General features: G+C 39.5%; 20 protein-coding genes. 14 read left to right on the forward strand and 6 right to left on the reverse strand.

Features of this window, described 5'->3' with window-relative positions:
- Positions 1 to 8: 8 nt before the first annotated feature.
- Positions 9 to 1,505, reverse strand: a complete 1,497-nt coding sequence (nrfA, locus tag CHB62_RS07930) for an ammonia-forming cytochrome c nitrite reductase (protein ID WP_089366415.1) — start codon at positions 1,503 to 1,505, stop codon at positions 9 to 11.
- A 19-nt stretch (positions 1,506 to 1,524) separates the two neighbouring features.
- Positions 1,525 to 2,157: a cytochrome c nitrite reductase small subunit gene (nrfH, locus tag CHB62_RS07935; protein WP_089366416.1), complete on the reverse strand. Its 633-nt coding sequence runs from the start codon at positions 2,155 to 2,157 to the stop codon at positions 1,525 to 1,527.
- 323 nt (positions 2,158 to 2,480) lie between these two features.
- On the opposite strand from nrfH, the gene CHB62_RS07940 reads away from it, so the two are divergent.
- From CHB62_RS07940 to CHB62_RS07955, 4 genes are all read left to right on the forward strand, one after another.
- The gene (locus CHB62_RS07940) at positions 2,481 to 2,987 is read left to right on the forward strand and encodes a Fur family transcriptional regulator (RefSeq protein ID WP_089366417.1); all 507 of its coding nucleotides are present in this window, start codon (positions 2,481 to 2,483) and stop codon (positions 2,985 to 2,987) included.
- Positions 2,984 to 4,258, forward strand: coding sequence for an adenylosuccinate synthase (locus tag CHB62_RS07945; RefSeq protein ID WP_089366418.1), 1,275 nt, complete (start codon positions 2,984 to 2,986; stop codon positions 4,256 to 4,258). Before CHB62_RS07940 ends, CHB62_RS07945 begins: the two co-directional genes overlap by 4 nt.
- A gap of 101 nt (positions 4,259 to 4,359) precedes the next feature.
- Positions 4,360 to 5,718 (forward strand): histidine--tRNA ligase, encoded by a 1,359-nt coding sequence (gene hisS / locus CHB62_RS07950; protein WP_089366419.1) that lies wholly within the window; start codon positions 4,360 to 4,362, stop codon positions 5,716 to 5,718.
- Positions 5,719 to 6,804: 1,086 nt separating this feature from the next.
- The gene (locus CHB62_RS07955) at positions 6,805 to 7,827 is read left to right on the forward strand and encodes an XAC2610-related protein (protein ID WP_089366420.1); all 1,023 of its coding nucleotides are present in this window, start codon (positions 6,805 to 6,807) and stop codon (positions 7,825 to 7,827) included.
- A gap of 199 nt (positions 7,828 to 8,026) precedes the next feature.
- Here CHB62_RS07955 and CHB62_RS07960 read toward each other — a convergent pair whose 3' ends face one another.
- Positions 8,027 to 9,235 carry an L-serine ammonia-lyase gene (locus CHB62_RS07960; RefSeq protein ID WP_089366421.1) on the reverse strand — a complete coding sequence of 403 codons (1,209 nt, stop codon included), beginning with the start codon at positions 9,233 to 9,235 and terminating at the stop codon, positions 8,027 to 8,029.
- Positions 9,236 to 9,609: 374 nt separating this feature from the next.
- Here CHB62_RS07960 and CHB62_RS07965 point away from each other — a divergent pair, with 374 nt between their 5' ends.
- From CHB62_RS07965 to CHB62_RS07975, 3 genes are all read left to right on the forward strand, one after another.
- Complete coding sequence (locus CHB62_RS07965) at positions 9,610 to 10,278, forward strand: DUF4230 domain-containing protein (RefSeq protein WP_089366422.1); 669 nt, start codon at positions 9,610 to 9,612, stop codon at positions 10,276 to 10,278.
- 2 nt (positions 10,279 to 10,280) lie between these two features.
- Positions 10,281 to 10,955 carry a DUF4230 domain-containing protein gene (locus CHB62_RS07970; protein WP_089366423.1) on the forward strand — a complete coding sequence of 225 codons (675 nt, stop codon included), beginning with the start codon at positions 10,281 to 10,283 and terminating at the stop codon, positions 10,953 to 10,955.
- A gap of 71 nt (positions 10,956 to 11,026) precedes the next feature.
- Positions 11,027 to 12,388 (forward strand): MATE family efflux transporter, encoded by a 1,362-nt coding sequence (locus CHB62_RS07975; protein WP_089366424.1) that lies wholly within the window; start codon positions 11,027 to 11,029, stop codon positions 12,386 to 12,388.
- Here the strand turns inward: CHB62_RS07975 and CHB62_RS07980 are convergent.
- Complete coding sequence (locus CHB62_RS07980) at positions 12,368 to 12,616, reverse strand: hypothetical protein (protein ID WP_009011161.1); 249 nt, start codon at positions 12,614 to 12,616, stop codon at positions 12,368 to 12,370. The genes CHB62_RS07975 and CHB62_RS07980 overlap by 21 nt on opposite strands.
- Entirely contained in the window at positions 12,600 to 13,181 is a 582-nt protein-coding gene (locus CHB62_RS07985; RefSeq protein ID WP_089366425.1) for an NUDIX hydrolase, read from the reverse strand. Before CHB62_RS07985 ends, CHB62_RS07980 begins: the two co-directional genes overlap by 17 nt.
- 834 nt (positions 13,182 to 14,015) lie before the next feature.
- On the opposite strand from CHB62_RS07985, the gene rplU reads away from it, so the two are divergent.
- Together rplU and rpmA are read left to right on the forward strand one after the other, a co-directional pair.
- A complete protein-coding gene (rplU, locus tag CHB62_RS07990; RefSeq protein WP_009011164.1) occupies positions 14,016 to 14,333 on the forward strand; it encodes a 50S ribosomal protein L21 in 318 nt (105 codons plus the stop codon).
- A gap of 16 nt (positions 14,334 to 14,349) precedes the next feature.
- The gene (gene rpmA / locus CHB62_RS07995) at positions 14,350 to 14,640 is read left to right on the forward strand and encodes a 50S ribosomal protein L27 (protein ID WP_009011165.1); all 291 of its coding nucleotides are present in this window, start codon (positions 14,350 to 14,352) and stop codon (positions 14,638 to 14,640) included.
- 906 nt (positions 14,641 to 15,546) lie between these two features.
- Here rpmA and CHB62_RS08000 read toward each other — a convergent pair.
- Positions 15,547 to 17,088, reverse strand: a complete 1,542-nt coding sequence (locus tag CHB62_RS08000) for a sulfatase family protein (protein ID WP_089366426.1) — start codon at positions 17,086 to 17,088, stop codon at positions 15,547 to 15,549.
- Positions 17,089 to 17,579: 491 nt separating this feature from the next.
- Between CHB62_RS08000 and CHB62_RS08005 the strand changes: the two genes are divergently transcribed.
- From CHB62_RS08005 to CHB62_RS08025, 5 genes are all read left to right on the forward strand, one after another.
- A complete protein-coding gene (locus tag CHB62_RS08005; protein ID WP_089366427.1) occupies positions 17,580 to 18,308 on the forward strand; it encodes an HAD family hydrolase in 729 nt (242 codons plus the stop codon).
- A 465-nt stretch (positions 18,309 to 18,773) separates the two neighbouring features.
- Positions 18,774 to 19,760 (forward strand): SPFH domain-containing protein, encoded by a 987-nt coding sequence (locus CHB62_RS08010; RefSeq protein WP_089366428.1) that lies wholly within the window; start codon positions 18,774 to 18,776, stop codon positions 19,758 to 19,760.
- Complete coding sequence (locus CHB62_RS08015) at positions 19,757 to 20,092, forward strand: transporter (protein ID WP_089366429.1); 336 nt, start codon at positions 19,757 to 19,759, stop codon at positions 20,090 to 20,092. The genes CHB62_RS08010 and CHB62_RS08015 overlap by 4 nt, the downstream gene beginning before the upstream one ends.
- A gap of 20 nt (positions 20,093 to 20,112) precedes the next feature.
- Complete coding sequence (locus CHB62_RS08020; protein WP_089366430.1) at positions 20,113 to 21,525, forward strand: peptide transporter; 1,413 nt, start codon at positions 20,113 to 20,115, stop codon at positions 21,523 to 21,525.
- Positions 21,526 to 21,556: 31 nt separating this feature from the next.
- On the forward strand, positions 21,557 to 22,942 hold the full coding sequence (locus CHB62_RS08025) for a TFIIB-type zinc ribbon-containing protein (protein ID WP_089366431.1): 1,386 nt from the start codon (positions 21,557 to 21,559) through the stop codon (positions 22,940 to 22,942).
- The last annotated feature ends 158 nt before the right edge of the window (positions 22,943 to 23,100 follow it).

The following is a 23,100-nucleotide window of genomic DNA, read 5'->3' on the forward strand; positions in this document are numbered from 1 at the left end:
TAGTTTGTTTACATCGGTTTGGTTATAAACCGCTTGTTCTTGCGTGCCTGCTCTATCCACTTCGGAACGATAGTGTCAAGGAACTGCTTCTTTTGAGAATTGAGCTTAGGCATGTCTAAGCCAATGTATGACTGTGCCTTAGCCTTAGTAGAGACATCTGGAAGAGGAATCTGTCCTGTAAAGCCATGACGTGCAACTACACGTGCAATCTGTAAACGTGCATCCTTTGCATATTCCATTGCACTACCAAGGAGTCGCATTACTTCTTGAGGAGCATGGAAGGCAGCACCGTGGCTGGCAACAGCATAGTCCCAACGCCACTGACCCTTACGAAGATCTTTCAAGACAGGCTCCATTTCTGCCTCTGTCGCACCCTTATCCCATGCAAACTTAGCTTCAATATGTGCTGCAGCAAGTTCTCTTTCTACATGAGTACGGAAGTCATAAATCTTCTGTTGACGCTCATATACATTCTGACGAAGTGTTTCAGCATCTTGACGGTGACAAGTCTGGCAAGTACGACTGATGTTTGCTAATGGACTTGTAATATGGTGATCTGTAAATTTCACACCACCCTCAGAGATATAAGGCATATGACAATCAGCACATGAAACACCACGCTGTCCATGGATTCCCTGTAAATACAATTCATAACCAGGGTGCTGTGCCTTTAGAATCTTCGCCTTTGACAGTGGATTAATGTAATCATAGAAGCCAATACTATCGTAGTATTCCTCTGCTGCCTCACACGTCATACCCTTTTCTTGAGGGAAATGTAGATAGTTGCCATTCTCTTTCTCGAAGTAGTATTCCGTGTGGCACTGTGCGCAGACCAGGCTACGCATCTCTTGATGGCTGGCTTTTCTCACGTCTTTACCGACACGAGCCCATGCCTCATAGAGAGCAGGACGAGCGGGACGAAGTTCCATCGTCCTTGCATCATGGCAGTCTGAGCAACCGACGGTGTTCATGACCTCTGGTCCCCAGTCGCTCCACTTGGCAGCATAGAATTTATCAGTTCCTTTCTCACGCATTAGACGTGGAACATCAGGACCTTTGCAGGTCCAACAGGTTCCTGGCTGTATGTCATCTTGTCCATCAACACCTGGACTTCCTGTACGCATAATCTTACGTAAATCATCAATACAATGACGGTGTCCACGTGGTGTATTATACCCTCTTGAGAAAGAATAGCCAGCCCATAGGATAACCATTTCGGGTCTCTCAGCCAGTACATCTACTTCCTGGGAAGAATTGTACTTACTCACGAAACTTGTGTCTTCTGTCATTGCCCACGTTTCATATTCACGTGGGAAATCAGCTGCAAATTTCTCATTCTGAGATACAATGGAGTCAGTCATCGGTGTACGTCTGTTGTTGAACACACTTACAACCTCAGCTCTTCTTTCAAGCATTGAAGAACAGAGCAGTCCAAGAATGAACACGAGAACCATTGCTCCTCCAAAGAGTAGCCAGCCTTGCCATTTCTTTAATGTCTTTGCCATAATTATTGGTTTTTAGTTTTTATTTTTTCTTACCTAATATATTTTGTAACCATTCTGGTACTGGAGATGGAGGCATCGGTTCTACAAACTCAGCCCCTGGAGTACTGGAGAGAGAGTTCATCTTCATGTGTGCTACATCACGATGACAATCCCAACAAGCTTTACCCTCACCTCGTTGTGCTTCCATATAATCAATTCGGCCAGTATTAACAAACTCTTGGTTCAATTGTTTATGACAACGAATACAATTATCCATTATCACTTCTGCCGATGCTGATTCAGCCTGAATACTCTGTGACTCACTGAATGTGACAAAATAAGCAACGTGCTTCATACCATCCATTCCTTTGAAGGCATAGTGTGCAGCAACATTGTCATTCGGTACGTGACAATCGTTACATGTGGCATTACGAGCATGTGCAGAGTGCGACCATGTAGCATAATAAGGTGACATAATATGGCAGTTAATACATGCTGCTGGGTCATCACCTATTATATAAGTATGCATACGTAGCAAATAGAAGAATAACCCCGTAAAGCCTACTATCACACCGCACAAAATGGATAAAGTAATCTTTTGCCGATATGATATGCGTGATAAAAAGTTATTTATCACACTTTTCAATTTGGTAGATATGGTTTTTAGTGTCATAAGAGTTATATCTTGTTTCGTCCACAAATATAGGTATATTGTTTTATTCAACATGTAAAGAAATAAGAAAAAATCATTATTAATTATGATTTAGACGAAATCTAATATATTTTAATCGTGTCGAGACCCGTTTTCTTCATGAAGATGATAATACAAAGTCATAGTTTAAAGGTAAATAAAATGACCTGATAAGCTTCAGAGAAAACCTACAAGAAGGTATTTCACTCATTCTTAGAACGCCCTTATTTTAACTTTTTTTCATTGTAATATAGTAGTTATATCATTTAAAAATGGTAACTTTGTGCGAATTTAATCAGTAAGTTGTGACTCGAGATATAGTCAAAAAAAGAGTTCGCGATATTCTGGATGAATATCTCGAAGCTAACAATCATCGCAAGACATCGGAACGTTATGCCATTCTCGATGCGGTGTATGATATGAAGGGGCATTTCTCCTTAGACGAGTTAGGTGTAGCACTTGAAGAGAAGAACTTTCGAGTTTCGCGTGCCACACTTTATAATGCAATGCGTCTTTTCATAGAGTTGCGCCTTGTTGTCAGACATCGTTTCATAGGACAAACCAAGTATGAAGGTTGCTACAACAATGAAGATCATATTCATCAAATTTGTACTCTATGCGGTACAGTGACCGAAGTTGATTCTCCAGAGATAGTAGATGCAATAAAGAATACGAAGTTTCATCGTTTCCGCAGAGATGGCTTCTCATTATATATATATGGTATATGTTCACGCTGTCAAGCAACCTTATCGCGTCAGAGAAGCAAGTTTCTAACACAGAAACAACTTAAAAACTCACATAAAAGTAAATGAACACAGGTAAAGTAGACGTCCTGTTGGGTCTCCAATGGGGTGATGAAGGAAAAGGTAAGGTCGTAGACGTGCTCACACCACGTTACGATGTAGTGGCTCGTTTCCAAGGAGGTCCAAATGCAGGGCACACTCTTGAGTTCGAAGGGCAGAAATATGTTCTGCGTTCTATTCCATCAGGAATATTCCAGGGTGGGAAAGTTAATATCATTGGCAATGGGGTTGTCTTGGCTCCAGACCTCTTTATGGGAGAAGCTAAAGACCTTGAGAAGAGTGGACATCCTTTGAAGGAGCGTCTCCATATCTCAAAGAAGGCTCATCTTATCATGCCTACGCATCGTATTCTTGACCGTGCTTACGAGGCAGCGAAAGGTAAGGATAAAGTAGGAACAACAGGTAAAGGCATTGGTCCTACCTATACTGATAAGATTAGCCGCAATGGTTTACGTGTTGGTGACATCCTCTGCGACTTTGAAAACAAGTATGCTGCACATAAGGAACGTCACATGAAGATGCTTGCAGCATTGGGTTGGACTGACTTTGAAGGCTTCGAAGAGACAGAGAAGTTGTGGATGGAAGGAATAGACTACATGAAGGAGTTCAAGTTTGTTGACTCTGAGATAGAGGTCAACCATCTCCTTCGTGAGAATAAGCACATCCTTTGCGAAGGCGCACAAGGAACAATGCTTGATGTTGACTTTGGCTCTTATCCTTTCGTAACCTCTTCAAATACCATTTGCGCTGGTGCTTGTACGGGTCTTGGAATAGGTCCGAACAAGGTGGGCAATGTCTATGGTATTATGAAAGCTTATTGTACCCGTGTGGGCTCTGGACCATTCCCAACAGAGCTCTTTGACGAGACAGGAAAGACAATTCGCGACCTTGGACATGAATACGGAGCTGTGACAGGGCGTGAGCGTCGTTGTGGCTGGATTGATCTTGTACAACTGCGTTATTCCGTAATGGTCAATGGCGTAACCGAACTCATTATGATGAAGAGCGATGTTCTTGATAGTTTTGATACTATTAAGGCATGTGTTGCTTACGAGTTACCTGATGGTTCTGAGACAAAGGATTTCCCATACGAGATAGATAATATCAAACCTATCTATAAGGAATTCCCTGGATGGAAGAAGGACATGACGAAGTGTAAGTCACAAGATGAATTCCCACAAGCTTTCCGAGATTATGTGGCATTCCTTGAGGACTATCTTGAGACACGTATCGGCATTATCTCTGTTGGTCCTGATCGTGAGCAAACAATAGTATTATAATCCTTTCTTAGGCTGTAACTTACGTTTATAGGTAATCAAAGATGCTTATATTCGTAACTTACAGCCTAATATTTTATTTCAATATATAATCATTAAAGCAAATGGCAAACAAACCTTCCATCCCAAAGGGTACTCGTGACTTTGGTCCTGATGAGATGGCTAAAAGAAATTACATATTCGATACTATCAAACGTGTCTATGCGCTCTATGGCTTTCAGCAGATAGAGACTCCTTCTATGGAGACTTTACACACCCTGATGGGTAAGTATGGTGAAGAAGGCGACAAACTTCTCTTTAAGATTCTCAACTCTGGTGATTATTTGAAAGCAGTAAGTGACGACGAACTCAAGGAGCGTAACACACTTAAGATGCAGACAAAACTCTGTGAGAAGGGGTTACGTTATGATCTAACCGTTCCTTTCGCTCGTTATGTAGTAATGCATCGTGATGAACTACAGTTGCCTTTTAAGCGTTATCAGATTCAGCCTGTTTGGCGAGCAGACCGCCCACAAAAGGGACGTTATCGCGAGTTCTATCAGTGTGATGCTGATGTTGTTGGTTCTGATTCATTGCTGAATGAGGTGGAGCTAATGCAGATTATTGACACTGTCTTTACTGAGTTTGGCATCCGTGTACAGATAAAGATTAACAATAGAAAGATTCTCACAGGTATTGCAGAAGTGATTGGTGAGAAGGATAAGATTGTTGACATCACTGTTGCTATTGATAAGCTTGACAAGATAGGACTTGACAATGTAAACGAAGAGTTGCGCAGTAATGGTATATCAGAGGAAGCAATAGAGAAGTTACAGCCTATCATTAAGTTAGAAGGAACTAATGAAGAGAAACTTAATGTTATCGAAGAAGTTCTGAAAGAGAGTGAGACTGGAATGAAAGGTGTTGAGGAGTCTCGTTTTATACTTGACACATTAAAGAGTTCAGGACTTAATAATGAGATACAACTCGACCTCACCTTGGCTCGTGGACTGAACTATTACACAGGTGCTATCTTTGAGGTAAAGGCGCTTGACGTGCAGATTGGCTCTATTACTGGTGGTGGTCGTTATGATAACCTGACAGGTATCTTTGGTATGCCAGGACTCTCTGGAGTTGGTATAAGCTTCGGTGCCGACCGCATCTATGATGTCCTTAACACGCTCGACCTCTATCCTAAGGAAAGTGTACAGGGTACGCAGCTTCTCTTTATCAACTTTGGAGAGAAAGAGACAGCCTACTGTCTGCCTATTGTTGCAGCTGCACGCAAGGCGGGCATACGTACTGAGATGTTCCCTGACAAGGCCAAGATGAAAAAGCAGATGAGCTATGCAAATGCCAAGAACATTGCTTTTGTTGCTCTTGCAGGTGAGTCTGAGATTCAAGAAGGCAAGATAACACTAAAGAACATGACCTCTGGTGAACAAAAACTTGTAACGCCGGAAGAATTGATTAATAGATTTTAAGCATATCCCTCTCCCCTTATCATTCAAGGTGAGGGGGATCTATCTTTGCTTTAAAATGCACCATGTTTTGTTCGCTGAATAATATATAAGTTGAGACAAACACTTTTTGTATCTCTCAAAACAAAACGTTATCAAAATCACTAAACAGAGAGGTAAATTAATACACATAACTACGATAAAAGTTTAAAATCAGTTTGCTGTCATTTTTAACATTTCGCTTAAGCCTGCTGTAAACTAAATAGTTAGGTGATAATGACGGCTGACAGAAATGACAGCAAATTTATTTTTGAATAAACCTCATTGTCTTTGACATACGAAAATACAGATGGTAAACAACGTAAAAATTGTATTGTAAAAAAGCTCATAGCATTGATTGGTTGTGCAACTTTCCCAAACAAGTGACCTACTTTACTTTTGCTCCTTTTTTACATGCTTTGAGATTTACAGGCTAAGTGGCTTATGCGCTTCAAAAATCAGTAATTGCTATCTCCTTCCACAGGTGGTACCTCTCCCCTTCCCTTCCTCGCAGAGAGAAGCGTGGTTAGTGGGTTTAACCTTGTAAGAGAGCTGTAAAACGAAGATGGAGCGGTAAACTTACAAGCTGAAATTGTTGGGATATTTCATTAGTCACTCTCCTACTCATTTGGAGAAGGGCTGAGAGATAAGGCAAGAGGACGCCCTTCAATGTTCAAGAACATGCCCTTCTTGCATCTTGAAGACACCCTTCTTGGGGCAAGACAAGCGTCTTCTCCTTTGCTATCTGTAATATGTTGATTTACTACTGATTACAAGCTTGGTATGAGTGATAGCTATACTTCTATCATGAAGGTATTTGACTTGATAAGATGTAATGATATTTCATAATATCACAAATTCCCTTGAAATGTGGAGAAATCACTACCCTTCTTAAATAGAGATACTGGTAAATGTAAATAGGATACGTTCTTCCCTCACAAAGAAACGGACATAAAAGCTACTAAGAAAGTTAGAAAGAAAATTGAAAAGTTGTAGAACTAAATTAAATCAATGGTTTTTATAGATACTATCGAGGCTTATTTAAGAAAAAACTAAACATTACTTATAAAAATGAAAAAGATTATCACACTATGTTTTTTACTGTTAGGTTGGTTAAACTCAGCCTTCGGACAGGCCACATTTAATATTGATGGGTTTTCAAAACAGTACTATGGTAAGGTTTACTACGCCGACACATCCGCACTTACAACTGCTGGTTGGGTTGAGGTTTATGACCGTATTACAAAAAAGAAACTAATCCATGTTGATGCAGACGACCTTTCTTTTGATCTCCATGATGGTAAGATTAAAGCAAACATAGCGGAGTTTCCTTATGGAGAGTATAGTGTCTTGCTTTATGAAGACTATAATTTTGATGGGAGAAAAGATTTTGCTATTATGGATGGGAACAATGGTTGCTATAATGGTCCATCCTTTCAAATATTCTTAGCAACGAATAAAGGCTTTGTATATAATGCTGATTTCACAGAATTAGCACAGGGTAATTGCGGACTATTTACCATCAATAAGAAAGACAAGACGCTTACAACAATGATAAAAGATGGTTGTTGTTGGCATCAATACTCAGACTATAGTGTAGTTAACAACCGTCCAAAGCTTATCCGTACACAGACTGATGATAGTTCGAAGTCTCCTATTTACACGTTAACAATAGAAGAATGGACTGGCAAAAAGCCGATTAAAAAAGTTTTTAAGGGTATCAATCTTGAGAATGAACTTGTCAAGGATTACTTCATGTTTCATGTCGATAAGGTAAATAAAGACGTTATTCTTTATAATCTCGATGACTGTTTGCTCTATTATGCTGTCCTTGATGCAGAAAAGAGTGTAGAGTTCTATTACCCAGCAGATAGACTTCAAGAAGATTCAAAGTTTAAGTATGATAAGAAGAATGGTAAGTTGACCTTTAGTAATAAGGATGCAAAGTATTCTATATATGATAAGTCTGGCACCGTAGGGATTGATATTACTTATAAAGGAAAGACCTATCAGTGGAAAGGAAACCCTAAAAGTCAACATGGCAGTATGGTTAAACTCTTGAAAACTAAGTTGGGTAACGTTGCCTATCAATAGACAACAACGCTCTATCCATACGCTCATAATGGAGTAGCCGACTGTATTTACTTCTCAAAATGATAAATGCCCAGTAATCGTTTTTACCTTTGTTCGGTAACACGTTTACTGGGCATTAAAGCTGTCTCTACGCCTTTATCTACTAAAAATGGGCTGATATAGTTTTGTAAAAAACAATAACTTTCAAATGTAAAAAGATTTACATCTGATAATCCTTAGCCAGTCCTCCAGCACTTGTCTCCTTATAAAGTGATGGTATGTCATGTCCTGTCTGCTTCATAACCTCAACAACACGATCGAACGAAACACGATGGCTACCGTCACTGAACGATGCATAAAGTTGCGCATCCAGTGCACGACAGGCCGCAAAAGCATTTCGCTCAATACAAGGAATTTGTACTAATCCACACACAGGGTCGCATGTCATACCTAAGTGATGCTCCAAGCCCATTTCTGCGGCATACTCTATCTGTGAAGGACTGCCACCGAATAACTGGCAAGAAGCCGCTGAAGCCATTGCACAAGCAACTCCTACCTCACCTTGGCAACCTACTTCAGCACCAGAGATAGAAGCATTATATTTGACAATATTACCAAAGAGACCAGCCGTGGCAAGGGCATGTAATATCTTTGTCTCAGAAAATTCATGGCCCTTTGAGAGGTGATAAAGCACTGCAGGGACTACACCGCAGGCACCACAAGTGGGTGCTGTGACAATCGTACCACCAGAGGCATTCTCCTCACTAACCGCCAATGCGTATGAATAAACCATACCACGGCTCTGCAAAGAAGGCTTATAGCCACGTGCCTTGATATAATAGTTGGGGGCTTTCCGAGCAAGATTTAACGGACCAGGTAGGGCACCTTCGCTGTCAAGTCCACGCTCAACTGCAGCCTGCATGGTCTTCCAAACCTCTCGAAGATAGTCCCACAGGTCGTCTCCCTCACATTGTTTGACATACTCCCAATAGCCACGTCCATGATGCTCACACCATGCCTGAATGTCTTTTAGGGTGTGTAAGTCATAGACAGACTCCTTCTGAAAGAAATCGCCTGTCGCTTTCCCCTCTGATAAAGCACCTCCACCAACACTATAGACGGTCCATTCATCTAACAAGTCTTGGCTGTCGTTAAAGGCACGAAAAAGCATTCCATTAGGATGATAAGGCAAGAAAATGTCTGGTTCCCATATTATTTCGACTGGTGCCACTTGCTTTAGAACATCAATTATGGCCTTATCAGTCATGTGTCCCTTACCCGTTGCAGCCAGACTACCATACAATGTCACTTCAAATCTTGCTGCTTCTGGATGTCGTTCAGCAAAGATTGTTGCCGCACGTTGTGGCCCCATCGTATGACTACTCGATGGTCCTTTACCAATTCTAAATATCTCTTTTAATGATTCCATATATGGTTTGTTCCCAAATACCTCGTATAAATTAAGCTACAAAATTACGAATAAAAAACGTCAAAGATGAAGAAAAGGGCATATAAAATGGTAAGAATCATCTTTTATCATCGTCAAACTACACTTTTGGGTAGGGTCAATACAATAGCTGAGGAGTTTAGAAGAGGGTAAACAAAAGGGGTTGAGTGATGAGAAGAGTTATTGAAATTAAGGCTATTCAATACTTAGCATCTTTGCTGCCATCTGTTTACGTTATACGTACTTAGTATCAGTACGCAGGGAGAAAAGCATTAATATCATTAATTTATATGGTCAGTTAGGTGTTTTATCGGTGCTTTTTCGTACCTTTGCCTACATACTTATATTGATTTAGAATGAAATACTCCGTCCTAATATTATCAGTTCTCGCATTGTTAGTAGCTGGTTGTAAAGATAAAAACAACAGTGTTGAGCCAGCCGCTAAAGCAATTGACACAATCCCAATGTTGGTGACACAGGTACAACAGTGTTCACGACTTTATACGATAGAATATCAGATTCATAAGATTATCACCCATGATGATAAGATGAAAGTGTCTGGTACGTTTTTAAAACAAGACTTCAGTGTGAACCTTCCCTTAGGTGAACGTAGTATTGCTATCCCTATGGATGCGACGTTGAAGGCATATATTGACATGTCTAACTTTAGCGAAAAGAATATACAGCGTCGTGGAAAGGAACTTCTTGTCACCTTACCTGACCCCAAGATAATTCTCGTATCGACAAAGATAGACCATAAAGAGATAAAAGAAAACGTACCGTTGACACGTCGTAACTTCACTGATGCCGAACTGACAAACTACGAACAACAAGGTAGGAAACAGATTATTGCATCCATCCCTCAAATGGGTATCATCGAACAAGCACAAGAGAGTGCTGCCCGACAACTTGTCCCTATATTCACAACCATGGGATATAAGGAGTCAGATGTGACTATATCCTTCCGTAAGAAGTTTACGATAAAGGATTTAGGTAGTTTGTTTGAAGTAAAAGCAAAGGATTAAAGATGGAAAAGAATACACCAAATAATAACCTCGCTAACCAGAAGGATAAGGAGGAGAAGAAGGATATAAGAGGAATACTAAGCCATGTCATGTCGACTGGCAAAGGTTGTCTCCTCTCTTGTATAACCATTGTAGTGTTAGGAGTCGGTCTCTTTTGGTGGCTTAACTCGTCTAATAAAGTTAGTGTCGACGCTGATCAGAAGATAGAGATAACGCCAACACAGATACAACAGATACAAAACATCGGACAATGGGAGTTCCTTGCTATCAATGACGAAGAACTTGTAGACACCATTAGTCGTGGCTTCTTCACGGATAGTGAATTGGTGCGTATCTATTACGGAGTGGCCCGCTTGGGTATAGACCTGCATCAAGCAGAACCTCAATGGCTGCGAGTTGAAGGCGATAGCATCATAGCTACGCTCCCACCTATCGTTCTCTTGGATCGAAACTTTATTGATGAAGCACGGACAAGGTCGTTCTTTGAAAAAGGAAAGTGGACTGACGATGATCGTGAACAACTCTATAAGCGAGCTTACAGAAAGATGTTAAAGCGTTGCATGACAACGAACAATATCAAAATAGCCGAGGATAACGCACGTCAACAGTTTACGCAATTCCTTCGTTCGATGGGTTATAAGAAGATTAGAGTAGATATGTCTACTAAAAGAAAATAAACATTTAGTCCTGAGTCATAACTTTCTAAGGACGATACATAAGGCAAGATTTAAGGATAATAAGAGTAATTATGGCATCAGAAGGACAAACACAACATACTGAGAGTATGACAGATGGTGCACCATCATACGCCATATTGAAGTTTGCCATCCCTCTTATTCTTGGTTACTTATTACAACAAACCTACTTAATCATCGATACTATCATCGTAGGAAGGTGGATTGGCGTGGGTGCATTAGCTGCTGTTGGAGTGTCAAGTAGTATTATGTTCCTTATTATGGGCTTTTGTAACGGTTCTTGTGCAGGCTTTGCTATTCCAGTAGCACAGGCCTTCGGCGCAGGTGACTATCGAAAGATGAGGTGTTATGTGAGTAATGCGATGCGCATAGCATTAGTACTTGCAATTGTCATCACGTTACTTTCCTGCTTCCTTTGTGATAAGATTCTACAGATGGTAAACACGCCAAAGGATGTTTTCAACGATGCTTATATCTTCCTATTCTTACAGTTTTGTGCCATCCCTTTCACCATTGCTTATAACCTATTGTCTGGTCAGATCCGAGCATTGGGAAACTCTAAACAGCCTTTCTACTTCCTCATTGCTTCTTCAGTCTTAAACATTCTACTTGACATAGTGTTCATCTTATTATGTGGAATGGGCGTTGAAGGAGCCGGTATCGCAACGCTACTCAGTCAGATGTTCGCCTCTTTATTATGCTGGTGGTTTATCAAACGGCACATGACAATCCTCGTTCCGAAAGGAGACGAACGTCAGTTTGATAATAAGAAGATTAGTATCTTATTGAATAATGGTGTCCCAATGGGATTGCAGTTCTCAATCACTTCTATCGGTATTATCATGCTACAAAGTGCTAATAACGCCCTTGGAACAGTGTATGTAGCCTCCTTCACGGCTGCTATTCGTATTAAATACCTCTTTACATGTGTACTTGAGAACATTGGAGTAGCCATGGCAACCTATTGTGGACAGAACCTTGGAGCAAAGAAATTAAGTCGAATAAAGACAGGTATCAATGATGCCATGTGGCTTATGTTAGCCTATTTCGCCATTACCGTTGCCATCATCTATCCTTTTGCAGACAACATGATGATGCTGTTTGTCAATGGGAATGAACAAGATGTGATACTGAATGCGGCCCGACTGATGCGTATCTCTAACTGGTTCTATCCAGCATTAGGAATACTCGTCATCCTTCGCTACAGTATTCAAGGGCTTGGATATAGTAATCTTAGTATGATGAGTGGGGTCATGGAGATGATAGCCCGTTGTGGTGTGAGTATCTGGCTGGTACCAATCTTAGCATGGACAGGAATCTGTTACGCAGACCCTGTCGCTTGGATAATGGCCGATATCTTCCTTATTCCAGCTTATTTCTGGCTAATAAAACGGTTAAGGAAGCAGTTGGGATAGCGTTTTAATCGCTTCCTGCATGTCTTCTGCGAAACGAGTATGTGTTAAAAGAAATTCGTCACGACCGTTTCCTAATCGTTTATAAAGTTCTGAATTCATTTGTTCAACATACAGACTGATGGCATATTCAATGTCATCTTTCTGTTTATCACTATTTGAGAAGGCATAAACCTGGTACTTCTGATGAAAGAAGCAGTAGGCGGCTTCAATACTATCTTTTGTTATCATCTTTCTGTAAGGTAAAATATTTCCACAATGGAGCTACCATTAATGCTTGAATAAAATCGCCACGAAGGAGCATTTCTTTTACTTTCTCCTTAGAACAAAGGAACACTTCTATATCTTCCGTGGCATCAAGATGCTGATTATTAGTCTTTTTCACGCCACGAGCATAGAAGCAATGGCAGAGATTATCCATAACCCCAGGATTTGGAGCTATCGTCATTATCTCCTCCCATTCACCACCAGTATAACCAGTCTCTTCCTCCAATTCGCGTTGTGCAGCATGTAGTGGTAATTCACCATCCTCCACTACTCCAGCACATATCTCCGTTGAAACAACACCAAGACCGTGTCTATACTGACGTTCCAAGATAAGTTCTCCGTCTTCTGTTTCGGCAATTACGTTTATCCAAGTTGGGTATGAAAGCACATAATACTCGTCATAAACCTTTCCATTGGGCAACTGAACCGTATCACGACGCGCCTTCAACCAAGGTCGGTTGATAAGTTGTTCGGAGGAGAGTGTAGACCACTTCATCTCTTTGTCACTGCGTTGTTTTGTCTTATCCATAACATCATAAACTATTGCTCATTAGCTACAAAGTTATTATATTCCCTCTTAATGACCAAATATTCAGCTTGTTGTTTTCGTGTGAAAGGTGGATTACTTTTTCAACAATAAGTATAGAATATCAATATCCACGCAACTCTTTCCTCTTTATAATAGAAAAAATCAATCAAAAGATTTCTTGTTTATTGACAATAGTACCATTTTATTATCGTATATTTGTAAACAAGATAACTAGGATTTGCCGCATCCTAAATCACTTACTACCAGAGGCGTGCTTTGCGGCAAGGCTACTCTATGGAGGACATAACTATGAAACGTAAACCAAAGATGCACAATGAGCAAGAGTTTAACCTTGATAACATCTATCAAGAGGACGATCGTCAGCTTGATAATTTAGACGATACATCCTTTGATATGAGATATAAATAACGATTACTTAGGCCATAACATTAGTGGAATCTCCTCGTAAAACGCTTAGTATGAGTAGCAATGTTATAGGCTTGTAGGCATTAGCCACATTCTACAAAACCTTCATCTTAACATGAAGGTAGCTTGTTATGTGTTTGTATACATGGGCCTAATGACAGGAAACAAGGGAGTAGAAATCTTGTGTATAGCATCTGCAGTTTCATAGATTTATCCTCTTTCAAAGCAAAGATATGTGCTGCAAATGCTCTAATTATTGTTAATTAAGTAAGAATAATCCCCCATTATTATGTTACATAACATTAATTTTTAGTAACTTTGCACCCGATTATGCCGTTCTGGGCTCAGAACAAGTGCTGAATAGATGCTCAGCCGCCCAACGGTACAAACCCGTTTACAATATAAATAATGTACGCAATTGTAGAAATTAACGGTCAGCAGTTCAAGGCTGAGGAGGGCAAGAAGCTCTTCGTAAACCACATCAAGGATGCGGAAGAAGGCAAGGCTGTTGAGTTTGACAAGGTTCTGTTGGTTGATAACAACGGAGCAGTCACAGTAGGCGCACCAACTGTTGAGGGCGCAAAGGTAGTAGCTGAGGTAGTAGCTCCTCTCGTAAAAGGCGACAAGGTAGTTGTCTTCAAGATGAAACGTCGTAAGGACTACAGAAAGAAGAACGGTCATCGTTCACATTTCACTCAGGTAGAAATTAAATCAATTAACGCTTAAAAAGGAGGACTTAAGAATGGCACATAAAAAAGGTGTAGGTAGTTCTAAGAACGGTCGTGAATCAGCTTCAAAGCGTTTAGGTGTTAAGATCTGGGGTGGACAGAAGATTGTCGCAGGCAATATCATTGTTCGTCAGCGCGGTAACAAGCACTTCCCAGGCGAAAATGTTGCACAGGGTAAGGACGACACATTGTATGCTCTTGCAGACGGTGTTGTTTACTTCCACAAGGGCAAGTACAATAAGAGTACTGTTTCTGTCCTTTCAGAGGAGGTTTACGCTGCTAAGACAGTAAAGCCAGAAGCTTAAAGCGAAACAAACAAACAACTATTCCAAACAAACAACATAATCCCGGTCTCCTTATAGGAGCCGGGATTCATGCGTTTTTAGGGTCCCCTTCATTCCTTTATCTTTAGCGGTATGTCAATAATCTTTACTCTCCTCGTATACATGCTATGCTTTTCAATCACATAGAAGAGGCCTAACTCTATTCAAGAACATGCCCTTCTTATGCATTGAAAACGCCCTTCTTAGACCAAGAGAGGCGTCTTCTTTATAACTATGTATAATGTATTGAATTAGTGCATGTTATCAACAGTATATTAAGTGTTACATTACTTATATTTAGATGATGTTTAGCTTGATTACATGTAAAGGTTTTTCACATCTTTATAAGTTCTTCATAATTGTACAATAATTATTGTAGCATGGATTAATGACTAAGACATTAATATTTGATAAGCAATGGTGTGATGGTAAAGAAATAAAAAGAACATTTTGTATAGGTTTATTCATAGTCAAAAACAATGCAACATAGTGATAAAGAGAACCAGTTGCATGTAGGTTTCCCCTTATCATTCTCTATAAAAAATGATTCTTTTGTGTACTATATCAACTCCAATTTTGTATCATCATGCTACTTTGTTATAACTAAACATTCCATTGAAAATTACTTTTCCTGTCATATCTGTCATCTAAAAAAGCTATTCAACTCACTGAAAAACAGAATGTTTAGTTGAAATGTTAAAAGTGACAGCAAATCAAAATAAAATTTATTTCGGTAATAATAGGTAATAAATATCCTCTCACATCAGTAATCTTTAGTCTTCCATTCTTCATAGGTTTGTGGACTGATGGTATTATAATAACAACAAAAGTCACCTATGGTTATTTACTCCTAAGAGGATAGCATAAAGTTGCCTGCTAATGTTGAAATTACTTACTCCTTTCGTTCTTCAATATATCTTGCATACGAGAGACTTCGTCTGGGTGCTCTGCAGCGACATTATTTGTTTCGTATGGGCTGACTGTCATATCATAAAGCTGTGGCACAGGGAGGTTACCTGTCTCAATCTTTGGTCCCCACTGAATCATCTTAGGCCCATTGCTTGGTTCGATATAACGGTATTGAGGCGTCAAGACGGAAAGGACATGCGTGTTAGATTGGCCTATCACATAATCACGTCCCTTCTGATCACTGCCGAGAATAGTAGGGAGATAGTTGCGACTATCAGGTGCACTACCCTTAGGGAGTCGTGCATGAACAAGTGAGCCCAATGACGATAATAGGTCTATCTGACTCACAAGGGCTTTTGACACGACTCCTCCTTTAATCTTACGAGGCCAAGATACAATGAATGGTACGGCAGTTCCACCTTCAAAGGCACTATACTTATTGCCACGGAAAGGCCCTGCAGGACTGTGTCCATTAAGTAGTTCTTCGGCACGATCTTGATACCCATCATCTACAACAGGTCCGTTATCGCTTGTAAGAATAACGAGTGTATTGTCATCTATCTTTAGTTCATGCAGCTTCTTCAGTAACTGTCCCACTGTCCAATCAAACTGAACAATAGCGTCTCCACGCACTCCCATTAGGTTCTTCCCACGGAAACGCTCATGAGGAAAGCGTGGAACATGAACATCATTCGTTGCGAAATACATAAAGAAAGGTTCTTTCTTATGTTTGTCAATGAATTTCATAGCATGAGAAAGGATGGAGTCTGCAATGTTTTCATCCTTCCATAGAGCTTTACCCCCACCCTTCATATATCCTATTCTACCAATGCCATTGACAATTGACATATCGTGACCATGGCTCGAACGCATATTATAAAGGAGTTCTGGGTTCTTACGTCCTGTTGGTTCACCATCAAAGTTTTTCACGTATGACACTTCTATTGGATGAGTTGGGTCATAGTTAGCTACTACCCCATTCTCGATAAAAACACATGGGACACGGTCTGCTGTGGCAGCCATGATATAATGATAATCAAAACCGAGGTCACCTAAAGACTCTGGTAAAGGTGCATTCCAGTCTTGTTCACCACCCTTATCGCCCAAGCCGAGGTGCCATTTGCCTATAGCACAGGTCGCATAGCCACGACTCTTAAACATGTCAGCCATCGTAAACTGGCTGGGTTTGATAATCATTCCAGCATTGCCAGCAGCAACATCAGTACCTTCTCGACGCCAAGCATACTCACCCGTGAGAAGAGAATACCTTGAAGGAGTACTTGTAGCAGCAACAGCATGGCCGTTCATAAACTGAATACCAGACTTTGCAAGTCTATTGATATTAGGTGTATGAACGTTTTTAGCACCATAACACTCTAAATCACCATAACCAAGATCATCAGCTAATATGATAATCACATTAGGCTTTTCTGTTGTCGTTCCACGTGTTTGTGCTATCATTTTCTGTCCCGTTCCGAAAGCTGAAGATAACAAGGCTATTGTCAAGAGTTTTTGTTCCATTTTGTTTTTAGTCTCCAATTAGGTGTGTTGTCTGGGTTTATATGATATTAACAATTACACAATAGTATTTAAGTGTAGATCATTATCACAGACAAAAGTGACCACAAAGAAAGCAAAAATAATTGAGATAATCAAACTTTTCGTCGTTTTAAATACTCCAATCATGTACTCTGTATAGGCTTCTCACGTGTTAACAAGAATCTTAATGAAAACATATTAGTTAATAGAAATATTTGTTTTGTCGATAAATATAAAGTGTTTAGATATAATTAATAAAAGCAAAATTAACATTTATGATGGTAAAAATATTGTTGAAAAACTTGTAATAACGAAAAAAAGAATTATCTTTGCTGCGAAAAGAAAGAAAAGGAGGTTTTTATTATAGTTGAAAGGAAGATTATTATTTACCGTCTACGACCAGCCTTCATTGGACAAGGTTCAATGAAGAAGAGAATGTCCACGATAACAATAATATTTAATTTTTTAGGCTTATGACGGAGATTTCACTTATAGCATTTGATGCTGACGACACACTGTGGGGTAGCCAAACCTACTTTGATACAGTGAAAAAAGTGTACTGTGAGATACTTGCCCCATACGCTTCGGCTGATGAGGTGTCCCATGCTCTCCGCGCCACTGAAAAGGCTAACATACCACTCCTTGGTTATGGAAGTAAAGCTTTCATGTTATCACTAATAGAGAATGCGGTCAAAATCAGTCACGGAAAGGTAAAGGGATATGACATAGGGCAGATTGTTGAGGTTAGTAAGGAATTACTACGACTACCGGGTCACCCTTTCGATGGTGTTAAAGCAACATTGGCAAAGCTTCGTGACACTGGAAGATACCGAATGGTTGTGTTTACTAAAGGAGAATTGCTTGATCAGGAAAATAAGTTTCACCGTTCGGGACTACGTCCCTACTTTGATGATATTGTTATTGTATCGGAAAAGACGCCTGATGCTTATAACCGATTATGCAAACAGTTTGGCGTAAAGATAGGGCAACTACTGATGGTTGGAGATTCGTATCCTGAAGATATTGCTCCTGTTTTGGAGATAGGAGGATGGGCTGTCCATATCCCTAATGATATGGACAGTGAAGATATAGAATATCTTAATAAAATTCATCCACACCTATTAAGATTATCAAGGTTCGCTGAACTAATAGAGTTCTTGAGTCCTTATCCAAGATTAATAGACAAGAGTATACTCTCCTGATGTTGTATCAATGACAGATTGTGCATTATGTTCTTTAAGATAGATTACTTTAACATGTACATGTATTGAGTATTCCTTATTAAGGAAATAATATGCTAACATAATGAAGAGTAGGAAGAAAACGAAGTGGTTTTCTTCCTACTTTTGCTTTTTACCATCCTCACTAATCTTATACATGAGGTTTGTAAACATTTGTGTCAAATACTTGCTCCACCAGAGAAGGATAGTCTTTTTGTTGAAAGTTAGTATCTACTGGTAGTAAAACAACACTTTATTATTATTTAATATATAATAATTTTATAAGCAATTCATCAATATTTAATAATAAATAATAGGATTTATTGTGATAACTAATGCTGTTGGTTTCATTATAAATCATTATTTTTGCAATATTATAAGAGGTTAAGACACATAATCTTATACGACAAAGAGGAATATAATTACTAATAAGTTACAGTAGAATCTATGGGAATAAAGAATTTCTTCAAACGCCAAATGAGGACCGTCATAGAGTGGAAAGAGCAAGATAACAGACTTCTCTTCCATCAGCTGGAAACCACAACTGACGAGATAAAAGATGCCAGTAAGCTGATAGTTGCACCAGGACAGGGTTGCATTGTCGTTTATGATGGACAGGTAAAAACCACACTTACAGAGGCTGGAGTGTATGAGATGGAGTCTGATAACCATCCTTTTATCACAACTTTGCTCAATATCGCACAGCAAGCAGAGAGTGAACACAAAATGAGGTTCTACTTCTTTCGTACGGCCGAGATGGTGAATATCCTGTGGGGAACAGCTTCACCAGTGAAATACATTGAGCCTGACTATCAATTACCAGTGGCTCTTGGAGTTTGTGGAAACTTCTCTGTAAAGATACAAGATGCTGCACAAATGTTTGTTACACTGCTGGGAACGATGTCAAACTATTATGCGGAAGACGTGCAAGAACTTGTTTCTTCCCGCATCGTAACACCTCTCACTGCCTTTCTTGCAGTCAAAGCTTACCCTTATCGAGAGATTGATACCCATTTAGGTGAACTTTCCACGGAGTTGCGAGATAAGACTTCTGAAGAGTTATCACGTCTTGGTTTACAGTTGACCGACTTCCGCATTGCCTCAGTCACATTCGATGAAGATACGATGGAACGCATTGGTAGGATTGCAAATATGACTACTGAGAAGCATGCAGCAGCCGAAGTTGACCTTGACTACACTGGATTGCAGAAGTTAGGAGCCTTACGTGATGCTGCAAAGAATGAAGGTGGACTGGCTGGAGCAGGCTTGCAAATGGGAGCAGGACTACAGTTAGCACAAGACATATTTAAATCGGGCGATACCAATAGTGACCCTACTCTACGCCTACGAAAGCTCAAAAAACTCTTGGATGAGCAGCTCATCACAAATGAAGAATATGAACAAAAGAAGAACGAAATACTTTCTAAATTATGAATAAAGTCCTAATCCCCGCCATATCAGTCCTCTTTGTCAATATCATTGCAGGTCTCGTCCTCTCTGTCTATCCTTTGGCAAACATGCTCTACACGAGTGTTACCATTATAGTCAACACTCTATTGGTTGTAATGTTGTTTGCTCTTGGTGCAGAGCGTACGCATCGTTTGAGCCTTGGTATGCTCTTCCTTATTGTAGGAGTAGTAGAGTTTGTCAGTGGATTAATGGCACCAAGTAGTGTAAAAGATAACTGGTGGATAATTCTCTTTGCCATCTTTACAGCAGTAGAAGTTATTTTATGTTATCTAACCATACACTATAAAAAACGATAAACATACAGGAAAGTAATTCGATGTCAATAAAGATAAGACCAATAAAGTGCCCGAACTGTGGTAGCGAGAAGCATGATCAATTGAATGAAAAACTCTATCGCTGCAAAAACTGTGGGACAGAATACTTTTTAGATGACGATGACATAACAATTCATGTCAAGCATGATTTTAACTACGATGGCTTTACGCAACCTAAAAGAGAACCTAAAAACTCCTTTAGCAATACGAAGAGGAATTTCGTAGTTATTGGTATCGTCTTTTTGTTTCTGTATGGTGCTATGTTTTTGTGGGATGGAAATAACAAAGGGAAAAATCGTCTTTTCTCAAGTGACTTATTCTCAAATGACTCCATTAGTGTAGTGGATCAATATAATATCATCCTTCCAATGATGCATAAAGGACGAGTTTGTTTCTTCTATATAACGGAACGTAATATTGATTATAAGATTGATGATGATAAGACTTTAGCCGATGGTTACTATTATGGATTTGTCGATGCACAGACTGGGAAAGTGTTAGCTGATAAGCTCCTCATCAGTGACGATGAGAGCAAAAGAGTTGATATGACCTCGATTAATGGACTTAAGATATGGCATCTTTACCAAGCAGATAAGTGGTTATGCCTCATTCCTAAGCAGTTTATCTATGAGATTAATCCGCAAACACTCACTATGAACAATATCTCAAAGACTATATTTGCTAATAAGAAAGCAATGTCTAGTGGGATTTTATCAGTGGATTTTATCTATCGAACAAGCGATTTCTTTGATTTTTCATTAGAGGGAGATGAGGGCTTAAAAATATCTAACAACTTGGCAGAAGTTTACTATTACTTCCCTGCCACAGACCATCTATATACAGAAGAAGCCTATAATTACGCAAAGGAACTACCATCATCTGAATTAAAAGGAGAGATGCGTGATAGCGTATTATACATATTAGAAAGCAAGAAGTCTAATGCCTCTTCAAGCAAAGAAAGTCAAAACAAGCTAACAAGAATACAATTCACGTATCACCTTGGGAATCCTAAATACCTTAGCAATCCCTCAAACAAGAAATACGATTTTGTGGCTAAAGACATACAAGTAGTTGGTCGTCAGGAAATATCAGATTGGTTCACAGGATTCGATGCAAACATTATTTTACAAGATTCAACGTACATACTTATTTGGTATAAAACCAATATCTCGGAGAATACACCAGCTGTTCTTCAGCTAAGAAACACTAATGGAAAGATTCTATGGACACGTTCTCTTGAGCATCCTATACGGCTTTATGCTGCTATAAGAGACAATCGTAAGATATGGTTCAGTGCAAGTAAAAAGACCCCAGAACATTATGACGAAAATTACATAATAAGCTTCACATTGAAAGAAGGCAAGCTAAAATACGAATATAAGTTTGATAGAAATCATAAAGTAAAGAAGCACTAAGTATTAATAAAAGTACAGATAAAGTAATACAATGTCAACAAAGATAAGACCCATAAAGTGCCCGAATTGTGGTAGTGAGAAGCATGTCCAATTAGGGGATAAACTCTATCGCTGTAAAAGCTGTGGGACAGAATATTTCTTGGATGACGATGATATAACCGTTCATGTCAAACATCACTTTGATAATGGAGGCTTTTCCAGCTTCAATGGAAACTCCAACGTCTCCATAACTAGTATAGCCAAAGTATTCGCCATCATAGGTGTTATCACTTTCTTTCTACTCTTTATGATAATATACGGATTGAGATCTTCCAGTCCAAGTGTTAGTTCGCACGATTCTATTAGCGTTGAGGATACATATAGAGCTATTGTTCCTGTAAGATATAACGGGCGTGTTTGTTTCTTCTACCTAACCAATCGTAGTTTCAGCAACTGGTATTCTGACGACGAAACTCCACCAACGGGTTACTATTATGGCTTTATTGATCCAGATAGCGGAAAGGTGTTAGCTGACAAACTTTTCATCAGTGATGACGATGCAAGGAAGATTGGTATGACAGCTTTCCACATGCTTGAGATACAATATCTGAACCAAGCCAAGAAGTGGTATATCACGATACCTTCTCAGTTTATACTTGAGCTTAATCCACAGACACTCACGTTGAAGAACGTCACAAAGACTATCTTCGCCAAGAAGAAAGCTATGTCAAGTGGTATCTCATCAGTAAACTTTATCTCTGATACCTATGAAGACCATGCAAGTACGTCGGGTGTTGGTGAGGGACTCAAGGTTGTTAACAACTTGGCTGAGACTTATTATTACTTCCCTGCTACAGACCGCCTTTATACAGAAGAGGCATATAATTACGCAAAGGAACTACCAGTTTCAGAACTCAATGGAGAGGTGCGCGATAGTGTATTTTATATATTAGAACGAAAGGATGCAAGTGAAAACTCAAGCCAAACAAGCCAAAATAAACTTTGGAGAATACGCTTCATGTATCATTTAGGTGACCCTCAGGACGCTGGTTATTTCCTATATGGTATGGAAAACAAACGTGGTGATGATCGAATGATTAGCCATAATCCAATAACAGGATGGTTCACTGGTTTTGAAACATTGATAGATTATCAAGATGCGAAATATATCCTTATAGAGTATAAAACCAGTATTTCAAAAGATGCACCTACGGTTCTTCAGCTGAGAAATACTAATGGTGTAGTCCTTTGGACACACTCTCTTGAACTTCCAATGAAGATTCGGGGCATCATGCGAGATAATCAAAAGATATGGTTTAGAGCGACCAAAGAAAACAATAGTGGTGATGACGAAGACTACATAGCGAGCCTAACATTAAAGGAAGGTTATCTGAAATACGAGTATAAGTTTGCTACTAATCATAAGGTTCCAAAGTAATAAGTATTAAACACAAATATATATGAGAATGATTAAAATCCTTCTAATTTCACTAATCTCACTCGCAGAGTCAACCAGCAAGTGCAAAATTACAAAACGTGTTTAAAGAACTCACACTTTGGAGTAGAAAAGTTTAATTTTTCTCTTGGTCTTTCGTT

Source organism: Prevotella jejuni, from assembly GCF_900187995.1.
Lineage (GTDB): Bacteria > Bacteroidota > Bacteroidia > Bacteroidales > Bacteroidaceae > Prevotella > Prevotella jejuni.

Bases quoted from the DNA above. Each gene is read 5' to 3' on its own strand.
- nrfA (WP_089366415.1), bottom strand. From the start codon at position 1,505: ATGGCAAAGACATTAAAGAAATGGCAAGGCTGGCTACTCTTTGGAGGA.
- nrfH (WP_089366416.1), bottom strand. From the start codon at position 2,157: ATGACACTAAAAACCATATCTACCAAATTGAAAAGTGTGATAAATAAC.
- CHB62_RS07945 (WP_089366418.1), top strand. From the start codon at position 2,984: ATGAACACAGGTAAAGTAGACGTCCTGTTGGGTCTCCAATGGGGTGAT.
- hisS (WP_089366419.1), top strand. From the start codon at position 4,360: ATGGCAAACAAACCTTCCATCCCAAAGGGTACTCGTGACTTTGGTCCT.
- CHB62_RS07955 (WP_089366420.1), top strand. From the start codon at position 6,805: ATGAAAAAGATTATCACACTATGTTTTTTACTGTTAGGTTGGTTAAAC.
- CHB62_RS07960 (WP_089366421.1), bottom strand. From the start codon at position 9,235: ATGGAATCATTAAAAGAGATATTTAGAATTGGTAAAGGACCATCGAGT.
- CHB62_RS07965 (WP_089366422.1), top strand. From the start codon at position 9,610: ATGAAATACTCCGTCCTAATATTATCAGTTCTCGCATTGTTAGTAGCT.
- CHB62_RS07970 (WP_089366423.1), top strand. From the start codon at position 10,281: ATGGAAAAGAATACACCAAATAATAACCTCGCTAACCAGAAGGATAAG.
- CHB62_RS07975 (WP_089366424.1), top strand. From the start codon at position 11,027: ATGGCATCAGAAGGACAAACACAACATACTGAGAGTATGACAGATGGT.
- CHB62_RS07980 (WP_009011161.1), bottom strand. From the start codon at position 12,616: ATGATAACAAAAGATAGTATTGAAGCCGCCTACTGCTTCTTTCATCAG.
- CHB62_RS07985 (WP_089366425.1), bottom strand. From the start codon at position 13,181: ATGGATAAGACAAAACAACGCAGTGACAAAGAGATGAAGTGGTCTACA.
- rplU (WP_009011164.1), top strand. From the start codon at position 14,016: ATGTACGCAATTGTAGAAATTAACGGTCAGCAGTTCAAGGCTGAGGAG.
- rpmA (WP_009011165.1), top strand. From the start codon at position 14,350: ATGGCACATAAAAAAGGTGTAGGTAGTTCTAAGAACGGTCGTGAATCA.
- CHB62_RS08000 (WP_089366426.1), bottom strand. From the start codon at position 17,088: ATGGAACAAAAACTCTTGACAATAGCCTTGTTATCTTCAGCTTTCGGA.
- CHB62_RS08005 (WP_089366427.1), top strand. From the start codon at position 17,580: ATGACGGAGATTTCACTTATAGCATTTGATGCTGACGACACACTGTGG.
- CHB62_RS08010 (WP_089366428.1), top strand. From the start codon at position 18,774: ATGGGAATAAAGAATTTCTTCAAACGCCAAATGAGGACCGTCATAGAG.
- CHB62_RS08015 (WP_089366429.1), top strand. From the start codon at position 19,757: ATGAATAAAGTCCTAATCCCCGCCATATCAGTCCTCTTTGTCAATATC.
- CHB62_RS08020 (WP_089366430.1), top strand. From the start codon at position 20,113: ATGTCAATAAAGATAAGACCAATAAAGTGCCCGAACTGTGGTAGCGAG.
- CHB62_RS08025 (WP_089366431.1), top strand. From the start codon at position 21,557: ATGTCAACAAAGATAAGACCCATAAAGTGCCCGAATTGTGGTAGTGAG.